This is a genomic window from Microbacterium sp. NPDC058389, from assembly GCF_042722305.1.
In the GTDB taxonomy this organism is placed as follows: Bacteria; Actinomycetota; Actinomycetes; order Actinomycetales; family Microbacteriaceae; genus Microbacterium.
Window position 1 is genome coordinate 1 of sequence record NZ_JBHXJQ010000013.1, and the last position, 18,518, is coordinate 18,518.

Below are 18,518 nucleotides of genomic sequence, written 5' to 3' on the forward strand. Positions count from 1 at the left end.
AAAGATCGGACGCACCCGGGTTCCAGCCTCACGACCATCACCCCAGGGCAACTTCACAACCTTACACCCACCGAACCACCAGCCGCACCAGCGACTCTTGCTTCAGGGAGTGAGGTGTTCGCAACTTGAGGGGAGCCGGACCAGCAGGCCCTTCGCTCTACCCTTTGGGGCGAACAACAAGAACATTACGCCGATTCGGGCCGCGCGTCGAATCAGCGCTGCATCCCGGGCGTGTCCCGCAGGATGGCGCGCTGCGCGCGCCTGACGGGCGCCCGTCAGGCGCCGAGGCGACGCAGCACGTCGAGATTGCGGGCGACGGTCGCCACGACGTCGGCGGCGGTGCGGTCCGACGGCAGGCGGCTCACCTTGAGGCCCAGTGCCGGAGCTTCCGGCGCCGCAGCGAGCGCCTCGGCCACGTGCGCGTCGTCGAGGAGCGACTTCGAGTCCGGGTCCGCCGACAGCAGGGGAGGATGTCCGTCGACCCAGGCGCCGCCGTACGGGCCGTCCTCGGCGGCAGCGCCGGAGAACGTCAGGCCGACGAGGCGGCCCGAGGCGGCGGCATCCCGGATCTGGGTCGTCACCGCGTCGGGGTCGCGCAGCTCGATCGCCGAACGGCCCCAGTTCAGCCACAGACCGATGTCGCTGCCGTCGAGCGCGGCGAGCTCTTCGGCGAGGGCGAGGAACCCCTTCTCGAACGGCCGGCCGGGTCGCACCGCGTCACAGTGCTCGATCACCAGCCGGGCACCGCCCCAATCCCACGAGCGGAGCTCGTCGAGCGAGGCGGACAGGGCGACCGGGTCCCCGCCCCCGCGCGGGGCGGTGTGGAGTGCGACGAGCTCGACGGAGCCGGCGAGGCGCCCGATGTCGGCCCGCACGCGCCGCAGGTCGTCGAGCGCGGCGGCTCGGCCGGCGGCATCCCCCGACGCGATCCCGTACGAGGGGTTCTCTGCGGTGCGGCGCATGACCCACGGCAGCGGTGTCACGGCGAGGCGCGCACCCGGCGGCACGTGGCGCACGAACCACTCCGGATCGTGCGGATGCAGCGCGCCCAGCCACGGCACCTCGAGGCCGACGACCCCGGGCAGCGCGCACAGCGCGGGGAGCAGCTCAGCCTCCAGCGCCGGATCCCACCGGGTGAACGCGGGCGAGGCCGCGTACGCGCTGATGTAGACGGGCTTCACGACCGTGCGGTCTCGGCGAGCGCGTCCACGAACCACGACGTGATCGTCGAGGGGTGCGTGATCGCCGTGCCGACGCACACCGAGAAAGCACCGGCGCGACGGGCGGCGGCCGCGGACCCGGGCGAGTGGATGCGCCCCTCGGCGACGATCGGCCGCTCGCACCGTGCCGCGATCAGCGCGATGAGCTCGAGGTCGGGTCCCGTGGTCTTCGGGCGCTCGGGCGTGTACCCGGACAGGGTCGTGCCGAGCAGGTCCGCCCCCGCGACCTCGGCGGCGACGGCGTCGTCGAGCGAGCCGCAGTCCGCCATCACGAGGACGTCGTGCTCGTCGCGCAGCCGGGCGATGGTCTCGGCGAGCGTGAGACCGTCCGGTCGCGGGCGGCGCGTGCCGTCGAGCGCGACGATGTCAGCGCCGGCGGCGGCGGTCGCGAGCGCGTGCTCGAGCGTCGGCGTGATGAACACGTCGGCGTCGCCGGCCTTCACGAGGCCCACGACGGGCACGTCGAGGTCGGCGGCCGCGCGGATGTCGTCGAGGCCCTGCAGCCGGATGCCCGCCGCTCCCCCGACGACCGCGGCGCGCGCGACCTGTGCCATCGTCCGCGGGTCGCGCATCGGCTCGCCGGGGTAGGCCTGGCACGACACGATCAGTCCGCCGTCGAGCCGGTTCAGCGTCTCGGTCGCCGAGAACCTCATGTCATGACCTCGCATTTCTCCCAGATGGATGCCGCGGCCCCGCGCAGCGGCGCGTCCGCGGCCAGCTCGCCCGGCGCGATGACGACGTCCTGCAGGGCGTCGATCACCTCGGCGGCGAACGCCGCGGTCATCGGAGTCCACCAATCCTCGCCGATCTGCGCCACTCCGCCGGTCACGACGACGCGTTCGGGGTCGAGCAGCGTGACGGCGCCGGCGATCCCGCGGCCCACGGCCGCGGCCGACTCGACCAGCGCCCGGCGCGCGATCGGGTCGCCTCCGCGGGAGCGCGCCACGACGCCGCGGGCATCGGCGACCTCCGGGTCCCCGCCCAGTGCGAGGTAGTGGCGGTGCAGACCCACGCCCGAGCCGATGGCCTCCAGGTGCCCGGCTCGGCCGCACGGACACCGCAGGTGCTCCGCGCCGGGGACCGGCAGATGCGCGATCTCACCGGCGACATGGTGCGCGCCGCGCAGCACGACGCCGTCGACCACGACCCCGGCGCCGACGCCGGTGCCGACCGCCACCACCAGCGCGCTGCGGGCACCGGCCGCGGCCCCGTGGCGGAACTCTCCCAGCGCATGGGCGTCGACGTCGTTCTGCACGTGGATCGGGGCCCCGGGCGGAAGCAGGTCGCCGAGCGCCTCGCGGAGCCGGGCAGCGAGCGGCGTGCCGGTCCAGCGCGCGAACGTGTCGGTCGACGACACGATCCCGCCCGCCGACACGTCGACCACACCGGCGGTCGCCACCCCGACGCCGCACACCCGGATAGCACCCGGGCCGCCCGCGCGCTCGGCGAGCTCGGCGGCCAGGCCGACGACAGCACGCACCACGGCCTCCGGCCCCTCCCCCGCAGGGGTGGGCACGGTCGCGGTGTCGAGCACGACGTCGTCGCGGTCGGCGAGGGCGGCCGTCGTCTTCGTCCCGCCGATGTCGACGGCGAACACGACCTCCGTCATCAGGATGCCGAGCCGGGGGACGCCGCACCCGTGCGCGTCGCGTCGGGCAGCAGGTCGAGCTCGGCGAGGATGCCGTGGATGCGCTCCACGGCGATCTCGTCGAGCGGCTGCGTCGGGAACGCCATCGTGGCGTGGTCGATGATGCCGCGCGCCTTCATCGCCGCCTTGAACGCGCCCACACCGGTCGCATCGCCCGAGAGGCCCTGCGGCTGGAACACGATCTCGAAGGCACGGTTGAGGCGCTCCTGCTCGGCGCGCGCGGCCGCCCAGTCACCGCGGACGGCGGCATCCCACAGCCGCACGTACCCGGTCGCCTCGACGTTCGCGAAGCCGGGCACCACGCCGTCGGCGCCCGCGAGCAGCATGGCGTCGACGACGACCTCGTGCCCGGTGAGCAGCTGCAGCGGATGGCCGGCCGCCTGGTTCGCGGCGACGAGGCGGCGGAACCCGACGTCGTCGCCGGACGAGTCCTTGACCCCGGCGATCACACCGTCGGTCGCGAGGTCCATGAGCAGCCCGAGCCCGAGCTTGGAGTGCACGCGCACCGGCACGTCGTACGCCCACAGCGGCGCGTCGACGCCCGCGGCGATGGCACGGAAGTGTCTATCGACCTCGCCGGGCGAGTTGAGCGTGTACAGCGGGGCGGTCGTGACGACGGCATCCGCCCCCGTCTCGACCAGGCGACGCCCCAGGGCCGCGATGCGCGCCGACGTGAGGTCGATCGCGCCGGCGATGACCGGCACGCGGCCGGCGCCGGCCGACACGATCGTGCGCAGGATCTCGACGCGCTGGTCGTCGGTGAAGTACGCCGTCTCACCGGTGGAGCCCAGCGCGAACAGGCCGTGGACGCCCGAGGTGACGAGATAGTCGACGAGGCGCTCGAGCGAGGCGTGGTCGACACCGCCGTCGGGGAGGAGCGGAGTGGCGACCGGAGGGACGACACCGGTGAACAGCGGAGTGGAGGAAGCAGACATCGAAGGTTCTTTCAGCCGAGCGGAGTGGGGTCGAGCAGCGACGGCGCGGCGCCGAGCAGCGTGCGGGTGTAGGGATCGGACGGGTCGTCGAACACCTGGGCGGCGGGGCCGAACTCGACCACCCGCCCCTTGTTCATGACGGCGATCTCGTCGGACAGGTACCGGACGGTCTGGATGTCGTGCGAGATGAACACCATCCCGAGCCCGAGGTCGTTCTTGAGGTCGGTGAGCAGGTTGAGGATCTGCGCGCGCACCGACACGTCCAGGGCCGAGGTCGGCTCGTCGGCGACGATCACCTGCGGTTCGAGGGCGAGTGCGCGGGCGATCGCGACGCGCTGCCGCTGACCGCCCGAGAGCTGGCCCGGCAGAGCGTCGAGAGCGGATGCCGGCAGCCCGACCAGTCCGATCAGCTCACGCACCCGGCGTTCGCGCTGGGCGGGCGTGCCCACCCCGTGCACCTGCAGCGGATCGAGCAGCCCGTCGCGGATCGTCATGCGGGCGTTGAGCGCGGTCGCGGGGTCCTGGAACACGACCGACAGCACGCGGCCGATCCGCCGGCGGACGCCGCGCGTGAACGCGGTGACCGGTTCGCCGTCGAACACGACCGTGCCCGACGTCGGCTGCTCCAGCCCGACCAGCACCTTCGCCGCCGTCGACTTGCCCGACCCGGACTCGCCGACGATGCCGAGCGTCTGCCCGCGCTTCACCGTGAGCGAGACGCCGGCCAGCGCATCGACGTAGCTCTTCTGGAACCAGCCCGACGTGCGCGTCTTGAAGCGCACATGGACGTCCTGCAGCTCGATGATCGACTCGGTCATCGCGCACCTCCGATGGGCTGGACGGGCGCATCGTCGGGATGCGCGGCGTAGGAGTGCTCGGTGCCCTCGATGCGGCGGCGCACCGGCGTGACGCCCTTGCCGCGTCCGGGGTCGGACGAGCGCGGGGCGAACCGGTCGCCCGCGGGGAAGTCCCTGGGCGACGGCACGGTGCCCGGCACCTGGTGCAGACGGTCCGAGCCGGACTCGATCGACAGCACCGCCCCGAGCAGCCCGCGGGTGTACTCGTGCACCGGCTGGGTGAGGATCTCGCGGGTGGTGCCCTGCTCGACGACCTGCCCGGCGTACATCACCGTGATGCGGTGCGCGATCTCGGCCACGAGCGCCAGGTCGTGCGACACGAACACCATCGCGAACCCGAGCTTCTCGCGCAGCGAGTTGAGCAGCTCGATCACCTGCGCCTGCACCGTGACGTCGAGCGCGGTGGTCGGCTCGTCGGCGATCACGAGCTTCGGGTCGCGCGTGAGCGCCATGGCGATCAGCACACGCTGCCGCTGACCGCCCGACAGCTCGTGCGGGTACGACGCGAGCGTGCGTGCCGGGTCGAGCCCGACCAGCGTCAGCAGCTCCTCAGCCGAGCGGGTGCCGCCACGGGAGGTGAGCTGCTTCATCTGCGAGCGGATCAGCATCGCCGGGTTCAGCGAGCTGAGCGCATCCTGGTAGATCATCGCGATGTCGTCGCCGCGAAGCGCGTTGCGCGCACCGGCCGGCAGCTCCAGCAGGTCTCGGCCCTCGAACATGATCCGCCCGGTGACCGTGGCGCTCCCATCGAGCAGGCCCATGATCGCGAGGGACGTGATCGACTTGCCGCAGCCGGACTCGCCGACGAGCGCCATCGTCTCGCCCGGGCGGACCGTGAAGCTCACCCGGTCGACGACGGCCACATCGCCGTGACGCGGGAACGAGATCGACAGGTCCTGCACGTCCAGGAGCGGTGCGGCATCCGATTCGTACACGAGCCGGTCGGTCCGTGCGGACTCGACAACGCGCAGCTGGGCGAGCCGTTCGTCCAGCGGCACCGCGGCGGTGCTCGCCTCGAGTGTCGGCGTCGCGACGGTGACGACCGGCACGGCCTTCTCGTACGCTGTGCCGTCGGCGACGTCGGCCGCGGACGTGTCTTCGCCCGTCGGGGCCTGCACGGCCTCGAGCGCGGTCGTCGACTCCTCGGTCGAGACGGCCTCCGTGCTCAGCTTCCGCGCCTTCGGGGCGACCATCGCGTCGGTCATGCCCTCCGACACGATGTTGAGGCACAGCACCGACACCATGATCAGCAGACCGGGGAAGAACGTCGCCCACCAGGCCCCGCTCATCAGCAGGTTGCGGCCGGCGGCGATCACGTTGCCCCACGACGGCTCGGGGTCGGGGACGCCCGCCTGCAGGAACGAGAGGGATGCCTCGAACACGATCGCGTCGGCGACCAGCACCGTCGCGAACACCAGCACCGGCGCCATCGTGTTGCGCGCCACGTGCTTGACGATGATCCGCGCGGTCGAGGCGCCCATCACCCGCACCGCCGACACGTAGTCCTCGCCGTACTGGTCGAGGATGTTGGCCCTCACGATGCGGGTCAGCTGCGGCACATACAGGAAGGCGATCGTGAGGATGAGCACCGGGAGCGACCGCCCGAACACCGCGACGAACACGGCGGCCAGCGCGATGCCGGGGAACGACATGACGACGTCCATGACGCGCATGAGCGTCTCGGCGATCCACTTCGGCGCTGTCGCGGCGATCGTGCCCAGCACCGCGGCGGCGATCAGCGCGGCGATCGTCGCGCCGAGGCCGATCGTCAGCGAGTAGCGCCCGCCGTAGACGAGTCGCGAGAAGATGTCGCGGCCCTGCCGGTCGGTGCCGAACCAGTGCTCGGCGCTCGGCGGCTGCACCGCCGGACCCGACGCGAGCGGGTCGTAGGGAGCCACGAACGGCGCGAAGATCGCGGCCAGGGCGATGATGCCGATGATCACGAGGCAGATCACGGTGCCGGTCGACACCGCGCCGAAGCGCAGCCCCGGCGTGGAGAGGCGTTCTGTCAGTTTGCGTCGCATGTCACACCGCCCGGATTCGGGGATTGATGAGCACGTACAGGAGGTCGACGACGATGTTGATCACGACGAACGCGAGCGCGACCACGAGCGTCACCCCCTGGACGAGATTGGGTTCGTTGTTGGTCACGCCGTTGAGGATCAGCGTGCCCATGCCGGGGATCGCGAAGATCACCTCGATGACGACGGCGCCGCCGAGCAGATACCCGATGCGCAGGCCGAGCACGGTGACCGGGGTGATGAGCGCGTTGCGCAGCACGTTGCGGCCGACCACGATGACGCGGGGGATGCCGGCGCCCAGGGCGGTGCGGACGTAGTCGCGGTCGAGCTCCTCGACCATCGACGTGCGCACGACGCGCGACAGCTGCCCGATGACGGGGATCGCGAGCGCCACCGCGGGAAGCGTCATGCGGGCGAGCCATCCCGCCGGATCCTCGCTGAACTCGGGCAGTCTGCCCGAGGCGGGCAGCAGCCCCAGCTGCAGCGTGAACAGCTGGATGAGGAGGATCGCGAGCCAGAACGACGGCGTCGACAGGGCGCCGACGCCCAGCACGCGGATGATCTGGTCCGGCCACTTGTCGCGGTACACGGCGGCCAGGACGCCGAGCACGAATGCGACGACGACGGCGATCAGCAGACCGAACAGGGTCAGCGAGAGCGTGATGGGGAACGCGCGGGCCACTTCGTCGGCGACCGGCAGGCTCCGCGCGGAGTACGTGCCGAGGTCGCCGTGCAGCAGCCCCGCGAGGAACGCGATGTAGCGCACGAGGAGCGGGTCGTTGAGGCCGTGGGAGGCGCGGTACGCCTCGAGCGCCTCCGGGGAGGCGGTCTCGCCGAGCGCGGTGCGGGCCGGGTCGACCGGCGAGAACGACATCACGAAGAACACCAGGAACGTGATGCCGAGGATCATCAGCGGCAGCTGCAGCAGCCGTCTGCCGATGAGGCGGAGCGTGTTGGACACGTGAGGTCCTTCCGAGGGGGCCGGGACGCGGTTCGGGATGCCGCGCCCCGGCCGAAGGCGGATTACTGGGCGGCGACGCCGACGTCGAGGAACGACAGACCGGTCGTGGGCACCGGGGCGAAGCCGACGAGGTCCTCGCCGCTCCACGCGGTGGGGAGCTTGCGGTGGAACAGCGGGTACAGCACGGCCTGCTCGGCGAGGAGGTCGTACGCGTCGTTCCACGTCTGCTGCTGCTCGTCACCGGTCTGCTGGACCGCCGTGTCGAGCAGTTCGCGCAGCTCGGCATACTCGGGGGTGTCGGCGAAGTGCGTGCGGGTCTGCGTCCACACGTTGGCGCCGTACCACCAGTTCATGAGCAGGTCGGGGTCGTTGCCGAACACCGACGGGTCACCCGGGGCGACCATGACGGTGTAGTCGCCGGCATCCACCTTCGCGTACTGCGCGCCGGACTGGCCGATGTCGAGCGTCACCTTCACGCCGACGGACTCCAGCGACTCCTGGATGAGCGGGGCGACCTCCTTCACCCAGCCGGTGTCGGTGGTCAGCAGCGTGATCGAGAGGTCGGAGGCGCCGGCATCCGCGAGCAGCTCCTTCGCCTTCTCGGGGTCGTAGCTGTAGACGGTCGAGGCCTCGTTGTAGTTCGGCCACTCCTTCGGCAGGAACGACATGGCCGCGGTGGCGTTGTCGAGCATGCCGGTGCCGATGATCTTGTCCATGTCCATCGCGTAGAAGAACGCCTGGCGCACCCGGGCGTCGTCGAACGGCGGCGCCTGCAGGTTGAACATCATGAACAGCAGGCCGAACGACTGCACGCTCTCGACGTCGACGGTCGAGGCGAGCGTGTCGACGTCGATGTACGGCACGTCCTCCATCGCCTGGATGGTGCCGGACGACATCGCCGTCACGCGCGCCGCCGAGTCGGCGAGCAGGTTCCAGTTCATGCCGGCGGCCTTCGCCGGGCGCGGCCCGTTGTAGTCCTCGTAGGCCTCGAAGACCAGCTTGTCCTCGGGCACCGCCGAGACGAGCGAGTACGGGCCGGACCCGACCGGGTTGGCGCCGAATCCCTCGGGGTCGGCTTCGACGAGGGCCTTCGGGACGATCTTGACGATGCCCAGCCGCTCGTTCAGCAGCGAGAAGGGGAACTTCGTCTTGATCTCGACGGTGTCCTCGTCGACCGCCGTGACCGACTCGATGAAGCCGATGTAGGTCGTGAACAGCGAACCGCTGGCGGGATCGAGCACGCGGTCGTAGCTGAAGACCACGTCGTCTGCGGTGACGGGCTCGCCGTTCTGGAACGTCGCACCCTCGCGCAGGTCGATGTCGTAGGTCGTGTCGTCGACCTGCGTCGGCAGGTCTGCGGCCAGTGCCGCGTACGGCTTCTTCGTCACCGGGTCGAGGTCGACGAGCCCCTCGAAGATGTGCCAGTTCGCGGCGACGGTCACGGCGCCCGACGCGATCATCGGGTCGAAGCTGCCGCTGAGCGCGTAGGAGATGCCGGCTTCGATGATGCCGTCGGGGTCGACTTCGGCGGCGGCTTCGGTCTTGTCGGGCGCGGCGGATCCGGACGATCCACAGCCGGCCAGCACGAGCGCAGTGGCCACGATGCCTGCCGCTACGACCGCGAAACGACCGCGACGGGAGCGGGTCGTGTTTCGGTTCATGGGTGCTCCAAATGGTGAGGGAACGACGCCTTGTAGGACATCAGACGTCTGACGTACTATAAACACAGGTTCGCGACCGCCACAATGGGCGAAACGAACTCGTTACGTACACCACCCACGAACGGAGGGGCCGGATGACCTCGATCGACCAGCGCGCATCGCGCATGCGACGCGCGACGACCGCCGATCAGATCAAGGAGCTCATCCTCACGCGCAACCTGCGACCCGGAGACCCCCTCCCCACCGAGGCGGAGCTGTGCGAGACGCTCGACGTGTCGCGCTCCTCGGTGCGCGAGGCGATCCGCACACTGTCGACGCTCGACATCGTCGACGTGCGCCACGGCCACGGCACATACGTCGGCAAGATGTCGCTGGATCCGATGGTGCAGGCCCTGGTGTTCCGGGGCGTGCTGGCCCCGGACGGTTCGATCGACGCACTGCGCGAGGTCGTCGAGGTGCGCCTCGCCCTCGACCTCGCGATGGCCGACAAGGTCGTGGCCGCCATCGAGGGCGCCGACACCGCCGCACTCCAGGCCATGGTCGACGAGATGGTCGACAAGGCCGAGCACGGCGAGACCTTCCTCGAGGCTGACCGCGCGTTCCACACGAGCCTGTTCGCCGCGACCGGCAACCGCCTCGCGGAGCAGCTCGTCGGCGCCTTCTGGGACGTCCACACCGCGGTCGTGCCGCAGCTCGACATCGCTCCGCCCGCCGACATCCAGCTGACCGCGCGCGCCCACGGCGACATGCTGGACGCCGCGCGCCGCGGTGACGGCGAGGCCTACCGGCGCGCCGTGATCGAGCATTACGGCCCGCTGCAGCGCTCACTGACCCAGGCGGCCGGCAGTCGCGAGAGCTGACGGAAGGCCCCGGAGATACAGGACGAGCGGGCGCGCATCGCGCGGCAGCCGCTCGTCGGACAGGCCCCCGCCTGCACTTCCAGGATACCCGTGGGAGGGGGCCTTGCGGCAAGGGCCCCTCGGGGGCGCATACTGGTCGGTCGCGACGCGTGCGCCGCCCGATCCTCGCCTGGAGTCGATGCCGTGAATCCCCCCTCTGTCAGCGCTTTCCACCTGCCCGAACGCCTTGCCGCCAAGTCCGCCCCCGCACTGATCGCCGCCGATGAACGCTGGTTCGCCGCGATCGCCGACACCCTCGCCCGCCAGACCGCCGGACTGGAGGCGCAGCTCGACGAGGTGCGCCTGCGCCCCGGCGGCCGCGGCCAGTCCGCGCTCGAGCGCGACCTGGAGATCCACCGGCTCTCGGCCCGCCTGCGCATGCTGCGCCGCTTCACCCTCGACGCCTGCCTCGGCCGCATGGTGCCCGCCGACGGCTCCGACCCGGTGTACATCGGCCGGTTCGGACTCACGGATGCCGGCGGCCGGCGCCTGCTCGTCGACTGGCGCACGCCGGCGGCCGAGCCCTTCTTCGCCGCGAGCTTCGCAAGCCCCCACGGCCTGGTGAGCCGCCGCCGCTACCGCTGGACCGGCGGTCGCATCACCGACTACTGGGACGAGGTGTTCACCGCCGAAGGACTGGACGAGACGGCCGCGCTCGACGACCAGTCGGCGTTCATCGCGAGCCTGGGCGCGAGCCGGTCGCCGCGCATGCGCGACGTGCTCGGCACGATCCAGGCCGATCAGGACGCCATCATCCGCGCCGGCTCACGCGGTGCGCTCGTCGTGGACGGCGGCCCGGGGACCGGCAAGACCGTGGTCGCGCTGCACCGCGCCGCGTACCTCGTCTACGCGGATCCGCTGCTGGGCGAAGGCCACGGCGGCGTGCTGTTCGTGGGGCCGAGCTCTGCCTACCTGTCGTACGTCGAGGACGTGCTGCCCTCGCTCGGCGAGGAGAGCGTGCAGACGTGCACACTGCGCGACCTCGTCGCCGAGGGCAGCGCCGCGCACCCTGAGGACGAGCCCCGCATCGCCCGACTCAAGGCCGACGCCCGCATGGTCGACGCGATCGAGCCCGCCGTGGCCCTGTACGAGGAGCCGCCGACGCAGGGCATCGTGATCGGCACGCAGTGGGGCGAGGTGTCGCTCACTCCCGAGGACTGGAAGGAGGCGTTCGCGTCCGCCGAGTCGGATCTGCCGCACAACGAGGCCCGCGACCAGGTGTGGGACACCGTGCTCGACATCCTCACCGATCAGCTCGACGGCGAGGAGGTCCCGCTGCATCAGCTCCGGCGGGCCCTCGCACGCAACGAGGCACTGACCCGCATGTTCGGGCGCGCATGGCCACTGGTCGAGGCATCCGTCCTCGTCGCGGATCTGTGGAGCGTCCCGGCGTACCTGCGCCGCTGCGCACCGTGGCTCTCGGCCGGCGAGATCGAGCTCCTGCAGCGAGGGGATGCCGCGGCCTGGACCGTCTCGGATCTGCCGCTGCTCGACGCCGCACGCCGGCGCCTGGGCGATCCGGGCGCGTCACGCCGCCGTCGCGAGCGCGAGGCCAGGCTCGCCGAGGAGCGCGAGTACATGGCGCACGTCGTGGACCGCTTCAAGGAGGCCGGCGACGAGATGATGACGTGGCTCGACGGCGACGACCTGCGCAACAGCCTGGTCGACGAGTCCGTCCTCGACGCGCTCGACCCCGACCTGCTCGCCGGCCCGTTCGCGCACGTGGTCGTCGACGAGGCCCAGGAGCTCACCGACGCGGAGTGGCGGATGCTGCTGGCCCGGTGCCCGTCCCGCAGCTTCACGGTCGTCGGCGACCGGGCGCAGGCGCGCCACGGCTTCCGCGAGTCGTGGCGGGAGCGCCTCGAGCGCGCCGGGCTGACGCAGGTCGAGATCGCCTCGCTGACCGTCAACTACCGCACGCCGAGCGAGGTCATGGCCGCGGCCGAACCCGTGATCCGTGCGGCGATCCCCGACGCGAACGTGCCCTTGTCGATCCGCACGAGCGGTGTGCCGGTGCTCCACGCGCCGGTGTCGGAACGCGACGCGATCGTCGAGCAGTGGTTCCAGGCGCACCCCGACGGCATCGGCTGCGTCATCGGCGATCCGTCGTTCCCGGCTCGGGACCGCGTGAGGTCGCTGAGCCCGGAGCTGGCCAAGGGGCTCGAGTTCGACCTGGTGGTGCTGGTCGAGCCCGACGCGTTCGGCGACGGCATCGAGGGCGCGGTCGACCGGTACGTCGCGATGACCCGCGCGACGCAGCGGCTCGCGATCCTCGAGGGGTGACGCTGCCGGGCGTGGTCACGGATCGCGCGTCGCCTGCTGACGGCTGGACTGGTAGCGCCCGGGAGTGCTGCCGATGATGGCCGTGAAGGCGGCGATGAAGCCGCTGGGGTTCGCCCATCCGCAGGCGTGGGCGGTCTGGGTGACGTCGTGCCCGTCGGCCAGGAGCACGAGGGCGCGATGGATGCGCAGCTGGCTGCGCCACTCGTAGAACGTCATGCCGAGCTCGTCGTGAAGCAGCCGGCTGAGCGTGCGTGTGCCGGCCCCTGCCCTCCGGGCCAGCTCGGCGAGCGAGCTGCTGTCCGCGGGATCGTCGGCCAGCATCCGTGCGACGGCCCGGAGGCGATCGTCCTGCGGCTCCGGCAGGTGGAGAGGCTGCTCTTGCGCCTCTCTGAGTTCATCGACGAGCACACGCATCAGGCGAGCACGCGCCGATGGGCTGTAGGCCGTGGTGCTGCCGTCGGAGTCCTGCGGGTTCGTGAGCGTGAGCAGCAGTTCACGCGCGAGCCCGTTCGCGAGGAACACCGCGGGGCGGTCGGGGACACGCCCGGCGAGCGACGGCGGCAGAAAGACGATCCGCATGTCGGTGCTGCCGTGGGCCGTGTGCCGATGGGCGACCCGCGCCGGAGTCCAGGCGATCCGGTCGGCGGGGACGATCGACGTCCCACGGTCGGTCTGGACGGTCAGGACTCCCGCAGCGGCGTAGACGAGATGACCGCGGGCATGGGACTGCACTGCGCTCGAGCCGCCGGATCGCCACAGGTGTCGACCGCCGGACGGCCAGACGAGCGACGTCACCGCGGGGAGAGGACTTTGGCGGGCTACGGGCATCATGAGGCACTTTATCGGTGGCCGGCCACCCCGCGGAGATGGTCGTCTGGTCTTCCTGCACGCAATTCACGAGAGGAGGGTCCAGATGGCGACGTTCATCCTGGTCCCCGGCGCATGGCATGGCTCCTGGGCATTCGACGCCGTGACCCCGCTGCTGGAGACGGCCGGACACACCGTGCATGCTCTGACGCTGACGGGCCTGCGACCGGGCGATGACGACGAGTCCGTGGCGCGCGCCAACCTCGACACGCATGCGGACGACATCGTGCGCGTGCTGCAGGCTGCGGACCTCACCGATGCGACGCTCGTCGGCCACAGCTACGGCGGCATGGTGATCTCGGCCGCGGCCGACCGCGCACCGACCCGCGTCTCTCGCCTGGTCCACCTCGACGCCTACGTTCCGCGCGACGGAGATTCCTGCTGGTCCCTGACGACCGACGCGTACCGCCGCGCGTTCATCGAAGGCGCAGCCGACACGGGCTACGCCGTCCGTCCGCCCTTCCGTGCGCCGGACGGCGGCGAGCCTCGGCGCCGCCCCCACCCGCTGTCCTCCCTCGTGCAGCGGGTCCGACTGACGGGTGCCGTCGACCGCGTGCCTCGGCGTGACTTCGTCTACTGCTCGGGATGGGAGGACGACACGCCGTTCGCCGGGCTGCGCGCCCGCCTTGCGTCGGACCCCGGCTGGCGGGTCCACGACATCCCGACCGGGCACAACGCGATGCGAGAAGCCCCGCGGGCGGTCGCCGAGCTGCTGCTCGACCAGTCCGCCTGACCGATCGCGAATCATCGGATCCTCGCCGCCCCGCGCTCCGCCACCGTCGACGAGGAGGCCGGTGCGATCGGCCGGCGCGAGAGTCGTTGACTTAATAACACTCTTGGTTTTATAGTCGTCGACGTTGGCGAATCGCTCGTCACAGCACGATCACCACCTGCAATCCCCCGAGGAGTTTCGATGAAGAAACCAGCACTTCGCGCAGCCATCGCGCTCGGCACGATCGGCGCACTGACCGCACTGGCCGCCTGCAGCGGCGGCGGCGGGAACACCCCCGCGTCGGGCGAGGCCGACCCCGAGGCGGACGTCACGATCACGGTCGGCGACTACCCGACGGCTGACAAGCCCGACGACCGCAAGGCGTTCGACAAGCAGATCGACAAGTTCCAGTCGCAGTACCCCAACATCACCGTCAAGACCTCGACCGAGGCCTGGGACGCGCAGACGTTCCAGGCGAAGCTCGCCGGCGGCACGCTGCCGACGGTCATGAACGTCTCGCTGACGTACAGCCACGAGCTGATCGACAACGGCCAGCTGCCCAACATGACGCCGTACCTCGAAGAACTCGACATGGTCGACGACCTCAACCCGCTCGCCCTCGCCAACGTGCAGGACGACGACGGCAACATCTACTCGGTGCCGACCGGCCTGTTCTCAGTCGGACTCGCCTACAACCGCGCGATCTTCGAGCAGGCCGGGCTCGACCCCGACAAGGCGCCCACGACGTGGGACGAGGTGCGCGAGGACGCCAAGATCATCAGCGAGAAGGTGCCCGGCGTCGCCGGCTACGCCCAGCTGACCACCAACAACACCGGCGGCTGGATGCTGACCACCATGACCTACAGCATGGGCGGCACCATCCAGGACGAGGGCGGCAAGAAGGCCGTCATGGGCGACGCCACCACCGAGGCTCTCCAGCTCCTGCACGACATGCGCTGGGAGGACAACTCGATGGGCAGCCAGTTCCTCTACGACCAGGAAGCTGCACGTCAGGACTTCGCCGCCGGCAAGATCGGCATCATCATGCAGGCGCCCGACCTCTACGGCATGGTCGTGAAGGACTTCGGCATGGACCCCGACGCCGTCGGCGTCGGTGCACTGCCGCAGGCGAACGGCCAGAACGGCACGCTCACCGGCGGCTCGCTCAAGCTCTTCAACGCGAAGGCGACGCCCAACGAGCTGCTCGCCGCCGCCCGGTGGGTGAAGTTCTACGACTTCGAGAAGTACTTCGACGAGGACAAGGCCGTCGAGCTCGCCAGCGCCGACGCCGAGGCCGGCAACCCCGTCGGCATCCCCGGTCTGCCGCCGGTGTCGCCCGACATCGACGAGCGCTACCTCGGCTGGATCAAGGACTACGTCAACGTCCCCCGCGAGCACTTCTCGGGCTACGTCGACTCCACGCTCCCGCTGATCCCCGAGCCGCCGACTGCGACGCAGCAGACCTACGCCGCGCTCGACTCGGTCGTGCAGAAGATCCTCACCGACGAGAACGCCGACATCGCCGCCACCATCAAGGAGGCAAACGGCGTGGTCGACGGGATCATCGCGCAGGCAGCGCGCTGATCGCCGACGTGGATGCCGGCGGCCCCGGCCGCCGGCATCCACCCGGAGATTCGAGGCAATCATGACCCGAGTCCTAGAGAAGACCGCACCGTCGCGGCCGGTGGAGACGCCCCCTCCCGCCCGCCGTCCGCGCACCCTCCGCACCTGGTACCTCGGCGGCGGCCTGCACTCCGTGCTGTTCGCCATCCCCGTCGTGCTCGTGTTCGCCTACTTCAGCTGGGGCCCCATCCTCCAGGGCCTGACGCTGAGCTTCCAGAAGACCAACCTGATCCTGCCCGCGCAGTGGGTGGGGATCAGCAACTTCGAGTACGTGCTGAGCGACCCGGGCCTGGCCCAGGCCGTCGGCAACACGGCGTACTTCGCGCTGCTGGCGCTCGTCTTCGGCTTCCCGATCCCGATCATCCTCGCCGTGCTCATCAACGAGCTGCGCAAGTACGACGGCCTCTACAACGCCCTCGCGTACCTCCCGGCGATCGTCCCCCCGGTCGCGGCGATCCTGCTGTGGAAGTTCTTCTACGACCCCTCCGCGACCGGCATGTTCAACACCATGCTGAGCTGGATCGGACTCGGGCCGTTCCCATGGCTGAACTCCGAGGCCATGGCGATGCCGTCCATCGTGCTGTACGCGACATGGGCGGGCGCGGGTTCCACGGCCATCATCTACATCGCCGCACTGCGCTCGGTGAGCACCGAGCTGTACGAGGCGGCCGAGATCGACGGCGCGAGCATCTGGCAGCGCATGTGGTACGTGACCGTCCCGCAGCTGCGCGGCGTGATCCTCGTGATGATGCTGCTCCAGCTCATCGGCACGTTCCAGATCTTCACAGAGCCGTTCCTGTTCACGGGAGGCGGTCCGAACAACGCGACCCAGACCGTCCTCCTCAAGATCTACAACTACGCATTCGTCTACGGCGACTTCGGCGCGGCCACGGCCCTCAGCGTCATGCTGGCGGCGTTCCTGTGCGTACTGTCGGGCGTCTACCTCTGGGCGACCCGGAGATGGAGCACCTCATGACCTACCAGGACATGCCGCTCGACGAGGCGACCCGCACCCTCGTCGTGAACCGTCCCGGCAAGCGCCGCCGCCGCGCCCCGGAGGCGCCCAAGGAGCGCGGGGCGATCTCGTTCGCCGACCGCAAGCGCCGCAGCGTCCGCATCTGGCTGTGGATCATCCAGGGCCTCGCGCTCGTCGGTCTCGTGTTCGCAGGTCTCGGACCGCTGCTGTGGTCCGCGAAGGCCTCGATCAGCGACACGCAGGCCATCATCACCGACCCGATGGGCATCTGGTTCACCCCCAACGAGTGGAGCAACCTCGTCCGTGCGTGGAACGGGGCCGAGATCGGCTCGTCGCTGCGCAACACCGTGATCGTGGCTCTCGGCTCGACGCTGGCGACCCTCGTCATCAGCATCCTCGCCGCCTACATCCTGAGCGTCCTGAAGCCGAAGTGGGCTCCCCTGCTCAGCGGCGCGATCCTCGCCACCCTCTTCCTCCCCGGTGTGATCTCGCTCGTGCCGCTGTACCTCACGGTGCTCGACCTTCCGCTCTTCCACATCAGCCTGCTCAACACCTTCTGGGCGGTGTGGCTGCCCTCCGCGGCGAGCGCGTTCAACGTCGTGGTGCTCAAGCGATTCTTCGACTCGGTCCCCCGCGAGATCCTCGAGGCCGCGAAGATCGACGGCGCCGGGCCGCTGCGGGTGCTGTGGACCATCGTGCTGCCGCTGTCGCGCCCCATCATCGGCGTCGTCGCCCTGCTGGCCGCGATCGGCTCGTGGAAGGACTACCTGTGGCCGATGCTGGTGCTGCCGAGCCCCGGCCTGCAGCCCGTGTCGGTGATGCTGCCGACGCTCGCGAGCGGACCCACACCCCTCGCCGTGAAGATGGCGGCGGTGTTCCTCAGCCTCATCATCCCCGTGGTGCTGTTCCTCATCTTCCAGAAGCAGTTCCTGCGCGGCGTCGGCACGGCGGGAGGGATCAAGGGATGAGCGACCTCAACGGAGCACGCGTGCTCGTCACCGGCGCGTCCGGCCGGATCGGGGTGGTCACGAGCGCGCGACTGCAGCGGGCCGGGGCATCCGTCACCGCGCTCTCGCGCGAGGCGAACCCGGCACTGGAGGCCGACCGCGTCATCGTGGGCGACACTCGCTCGCAGGAGGACGTCGCCCGGGCTCTCGAGGGCGTCGACCTCGTCGTGCACCTCGCGGCGCTCGCGCACCGCGACATCGCCCCGGCGTACGACGTCTACTCGACCAACGTGGTGTCGACCTTCAACGTGCTCGCCCAGGCGGGGGCGCGAGGTCTCCCCCGCGCCGTCGTCGCCGGCAGCATCAACTCGTACGGGCTGCCGCAGAACATCCACGAGGTCACCCCGGCGTACTACCCGCTCGACACCGACATCCCCACCGACATCGCGGACTGGTACTCGCTGTCCAAGCGCAACGACGAGAACACCGCGCGCATGGCCTGGCGGCACTGGGGCATCGACATCGTGACGCTGCGGTTCCCGCACGTGAACGGCGCCGACAACCTGGCCGAGATCGCAGAGGAGATCGCGGCCTCGCCGCGGGACGGCCTGCGCGAAGGGTGGTCGTACCTCGTGACGGAGGATGCCGCCCGCGCCGTGGAACTGTCGCTGACGGCATCCACCACCGGCGCCCACGCGTTCTTCCTCGCGGCGGACTCGACCCTCGCCCCGTACCGCACCGAGGACCTGCTGCAGCGGTACGCGCCGCAAGCGCCGCGACTGCGGCGATTCGTGGAGCGCGAGGTGCCCATCGACCTGACGCCCGCCCGCGAGCTGATCGGGTTCGAGGCGCACCACGAGATCCCGCTTGAGACGCTCGACCTTCCCGACGATCTGTAGAAACGACCA

Annotated in this window: 16 protein-coding genes; 7 read left to right on the top strand and 9 right to left on the bottom strand. The window is 70.6% G+C overall.

Translation table 11 applies throughout. The annotated features are described in order from the left end of the window. Window positions 1-275: 275 nt before the first annotated feature. The 8 genes from ACFWJ8_RS15620 to ACFWJ8_RS15655 all read right to left on the bottom strand — a co-directional run bounded on the left by ACFWJ8_RS15620 (window position 276) and on the right by ACFWJ8_RS15655 (window position 9,303). The gene (locus ACFWJ8_RS15620; protein WP_378813238.1) at window positions 276-1,181 is read right to left on the bottom strand and encodes a DUF4862 family protein; all 906 of its coding nucleotides are present in this window, start codon (window positions 1,179-1,181) and stop codon (window positions 276-278) included. Then, window positions 1,178-1,873, bottom strand: a complete 696-nt coding sequence (locus ACFWJ8_RS15625) for an N-acetylmannosamine-6-phosphate 2-epimerase (RefSeq protein ID WP_378813241.1) — start codon at window positions 1,871-1,873, stop codon at window positions 1,178-1,180. Before ACFWJ8_RS15625 ends, ACFWJ8_RS15620 begins: the two co-directional genes overlap by 4 nt. After that, window positions 1,870-2,829, bottom strand: a complete 960-nt coding sequence (locus ACFWJ8_RS15630; RefSeq protein ID WP_378813243.1) for an ROK family protein — start codon at window positions 2,827-2,829, stop codon at window positions 1,870-1,872. Before ACFWJ8_RS15630 ends, ACFWJ8_RS15625 begins: the two co-directional genes overlap by 4 nt. Further along, on the bottom strand, window positions 2,829-3,803 hold the full coding sequence (locus ACFWJ8_RS15635; RefSeq protein WP_378813245.1) for a dihydrodipicolinate synthase family protein: 975 nt from the start codon (window positions 3,801-3,803) through the stop codon (window positions 2,829-2,831). Before ACFWJ8_RS15635 ends, ACFWJ8_RS15630 begins: the two co-directional genes overlap by 1 nt. An 11-nt stretch (window positions 3,804-3,814) precedes the next feature. Beyond that, on the bottom strand, window positions 3,815-4,621 hold the full coding sequence (locus ACFWJ8_RS15640; protein WP_378813248.1) for an ABC transporter ATP-binding protein: 807 nt from the start codon (window positions 4,619-4,621) through the stop codon (window positions 3,815-3,817). Beyond that, on the bottom strand, window positions 4,618-6,684 hold the full coding sequence (locus ACFWJ8_RS15645; RefSeq protein WP_378813250.1) for a dipeptide/oligopeptide/nickel ABC transporter permease/ATP-binding protein: 2,067 nt from the start codon (window positions 6,682-6,684) through the stop codon (window positions 4,618-4,620). The genes ACFWJ8_RS15640 and ACFWJ8_RS15645 overlap by 4 nt, the downstream gene beginning before the upstream one ends. A 1-nt stretch (window position 6,685) precedes the next feature. Then, on the bottom strand, window positions 6,686-7,642 hold the full coding sequence (locus tag ACFWJ8_RS15650) for an ABC transporter permease (RefSeq protein ID WP_378813253.1): 957 nt from the start codon (window positions 7,640-7,642) through the stop codon (window positions 6,686-6,688). A gap of 62 nt (window positions 7,643-7,704) precedes the next feature. Further along, window positions 7,705-9,303, bottom strand: a complete 1,599-nt coding sequence (locus ACFWJ8_RS15655; RefSeq protein WP_378813255.1) for an ABC transporter substrate-binding protein — start codon at window positions 9,301-9,303, stop codon at window positions 7,705-7,707. A gap of 134 nt (window positions 9,304-9,437) precedes the next feature. On the opposite strand from ACFWJ8_RS15655, the gene ACFWJ8_RS15660 reads away from it, so the two are divergent. Beyond that, window positions 9,438-10,163 carry a FadR/GntR family transcriptional regulator gene (locus ACFWJ8_RS15660; RefSeq protein ID WP_378813258.1) on the top strand — a complete coding sequence of 242 codons (726 nt, stop codon included), beginning with the start codon at window positions 9,438-9,440 and terminating at the stop codon, window positions 10,161-10,163. 183 nt (window positions 10,164-10,346) lie between these two features. Beyond that, complete coding sequence (gene helR, locus ACFWJ8_RS15665) at window positions 10,347-12,485, top strand: RNA polymerase recycling motor ATPase HelR (RefSeq protein ID WP_378813259.1); 2,139 nt, start codon at window positions 10,347-10,349, stop codon at window positions 12,483-12,485. A gap of 15 nt (window positions 12,486-12,500) precedes the next feature. On the opposite strand, the gene ACFWJ8_RS15670 is transcribed toward helR, so the two are convergent. Continuing rightward, the gene (locus tag ACFWJ8_RS15670) at window positions 12,501-13,280 is read right to left on the bottom strand and encodes an AraC family transcriptional regulator (RefSeq protein WP_378813261.1); all 780 of its coding nucleotides are present in this window, start codon (window positions 13,278-13,280) and stop codon (window positions 12,501-12,503) included. 118 nt (window positions 13,281-13,398) lie between these two features. Between ACFWJ8_RS15670 and ACFWJ8_RS15675 the strand changes: the two genes are divergently transcribed. The 5 genes from ACFWJ8_RS15675 to ACFWJ8_RS15695 all read left to right on the top strand — a co-directional run bounded on the left by ACFWJ8_RS15675 (window position 13,399) and on the right by ACFWJ8_RS15695 (window position 18,509). After that, entirely contained in the window at window positions 13,399-14,085 is a 687-nt protein-coding gene (locus ACFWJ8_RS15675) for an alpha/beta fold hydrolase (RefSeq protein WP_378813263.1), read from the top strand. A 180-nt stretch (window positions 14,086-14,265) separates the two neighbouring features. Continuing rightward, entirely contained in the window at window positions 14,266-15,648 is a 1,383-nt protein-coding gene (locus ACFWJ8_RS15680; RefSeq protein WP_378813266.1) for an ABC transporter substrate-binding protein, read from the top strand. Between the two features lie 100 nt (window positions 15,649-15,748). After that, a complete protein-coding gene (locus ACFWJ8_RS15685; RefSeq protein ID WP_378813268.1) occupies window positions 15,749-16,663 on the top strand; it encodes a carbohydrate ABC transporter permease in 915 nt (304 codons plus the stop codon). Further along, on the top strand, window positions 16,660-17,631 hold the full coding sequence (locus tag ACFWJ8_RS15690; RefSeq protein ID WP_378813270.1) for a carbohydrate ABC transporter permease: 972 nt from the start codon (window positions 16,660-16,662) through the stop codon (window positions 17,629-17,631). Before ACFWJ8_RS15685 ends, ACFWJ8_RS15690 begins: the two co-directional genes overlap by 4 nt. After that, window positions 17,628-18,509 carry an NAD-dependent epimerase/dehydratase family protein gene (locus ACFWJ8_RS15695; RefSeq protein WP_378813271.1) on the top strand — a complete coding sequence of 294 codons (882 nt, stop codon included), beginning with the start codon at window positions 17,628-17,630 and terminating at the stop codon, window positions 18,507-18,509. Before ACFWJ8_RS15690 ends, ACFWJ8_RS15695 begins: the two co-directional genes overlap by 4 nt. Window positions 18,510-18,518: the final 9 nt, after the last annotated feature.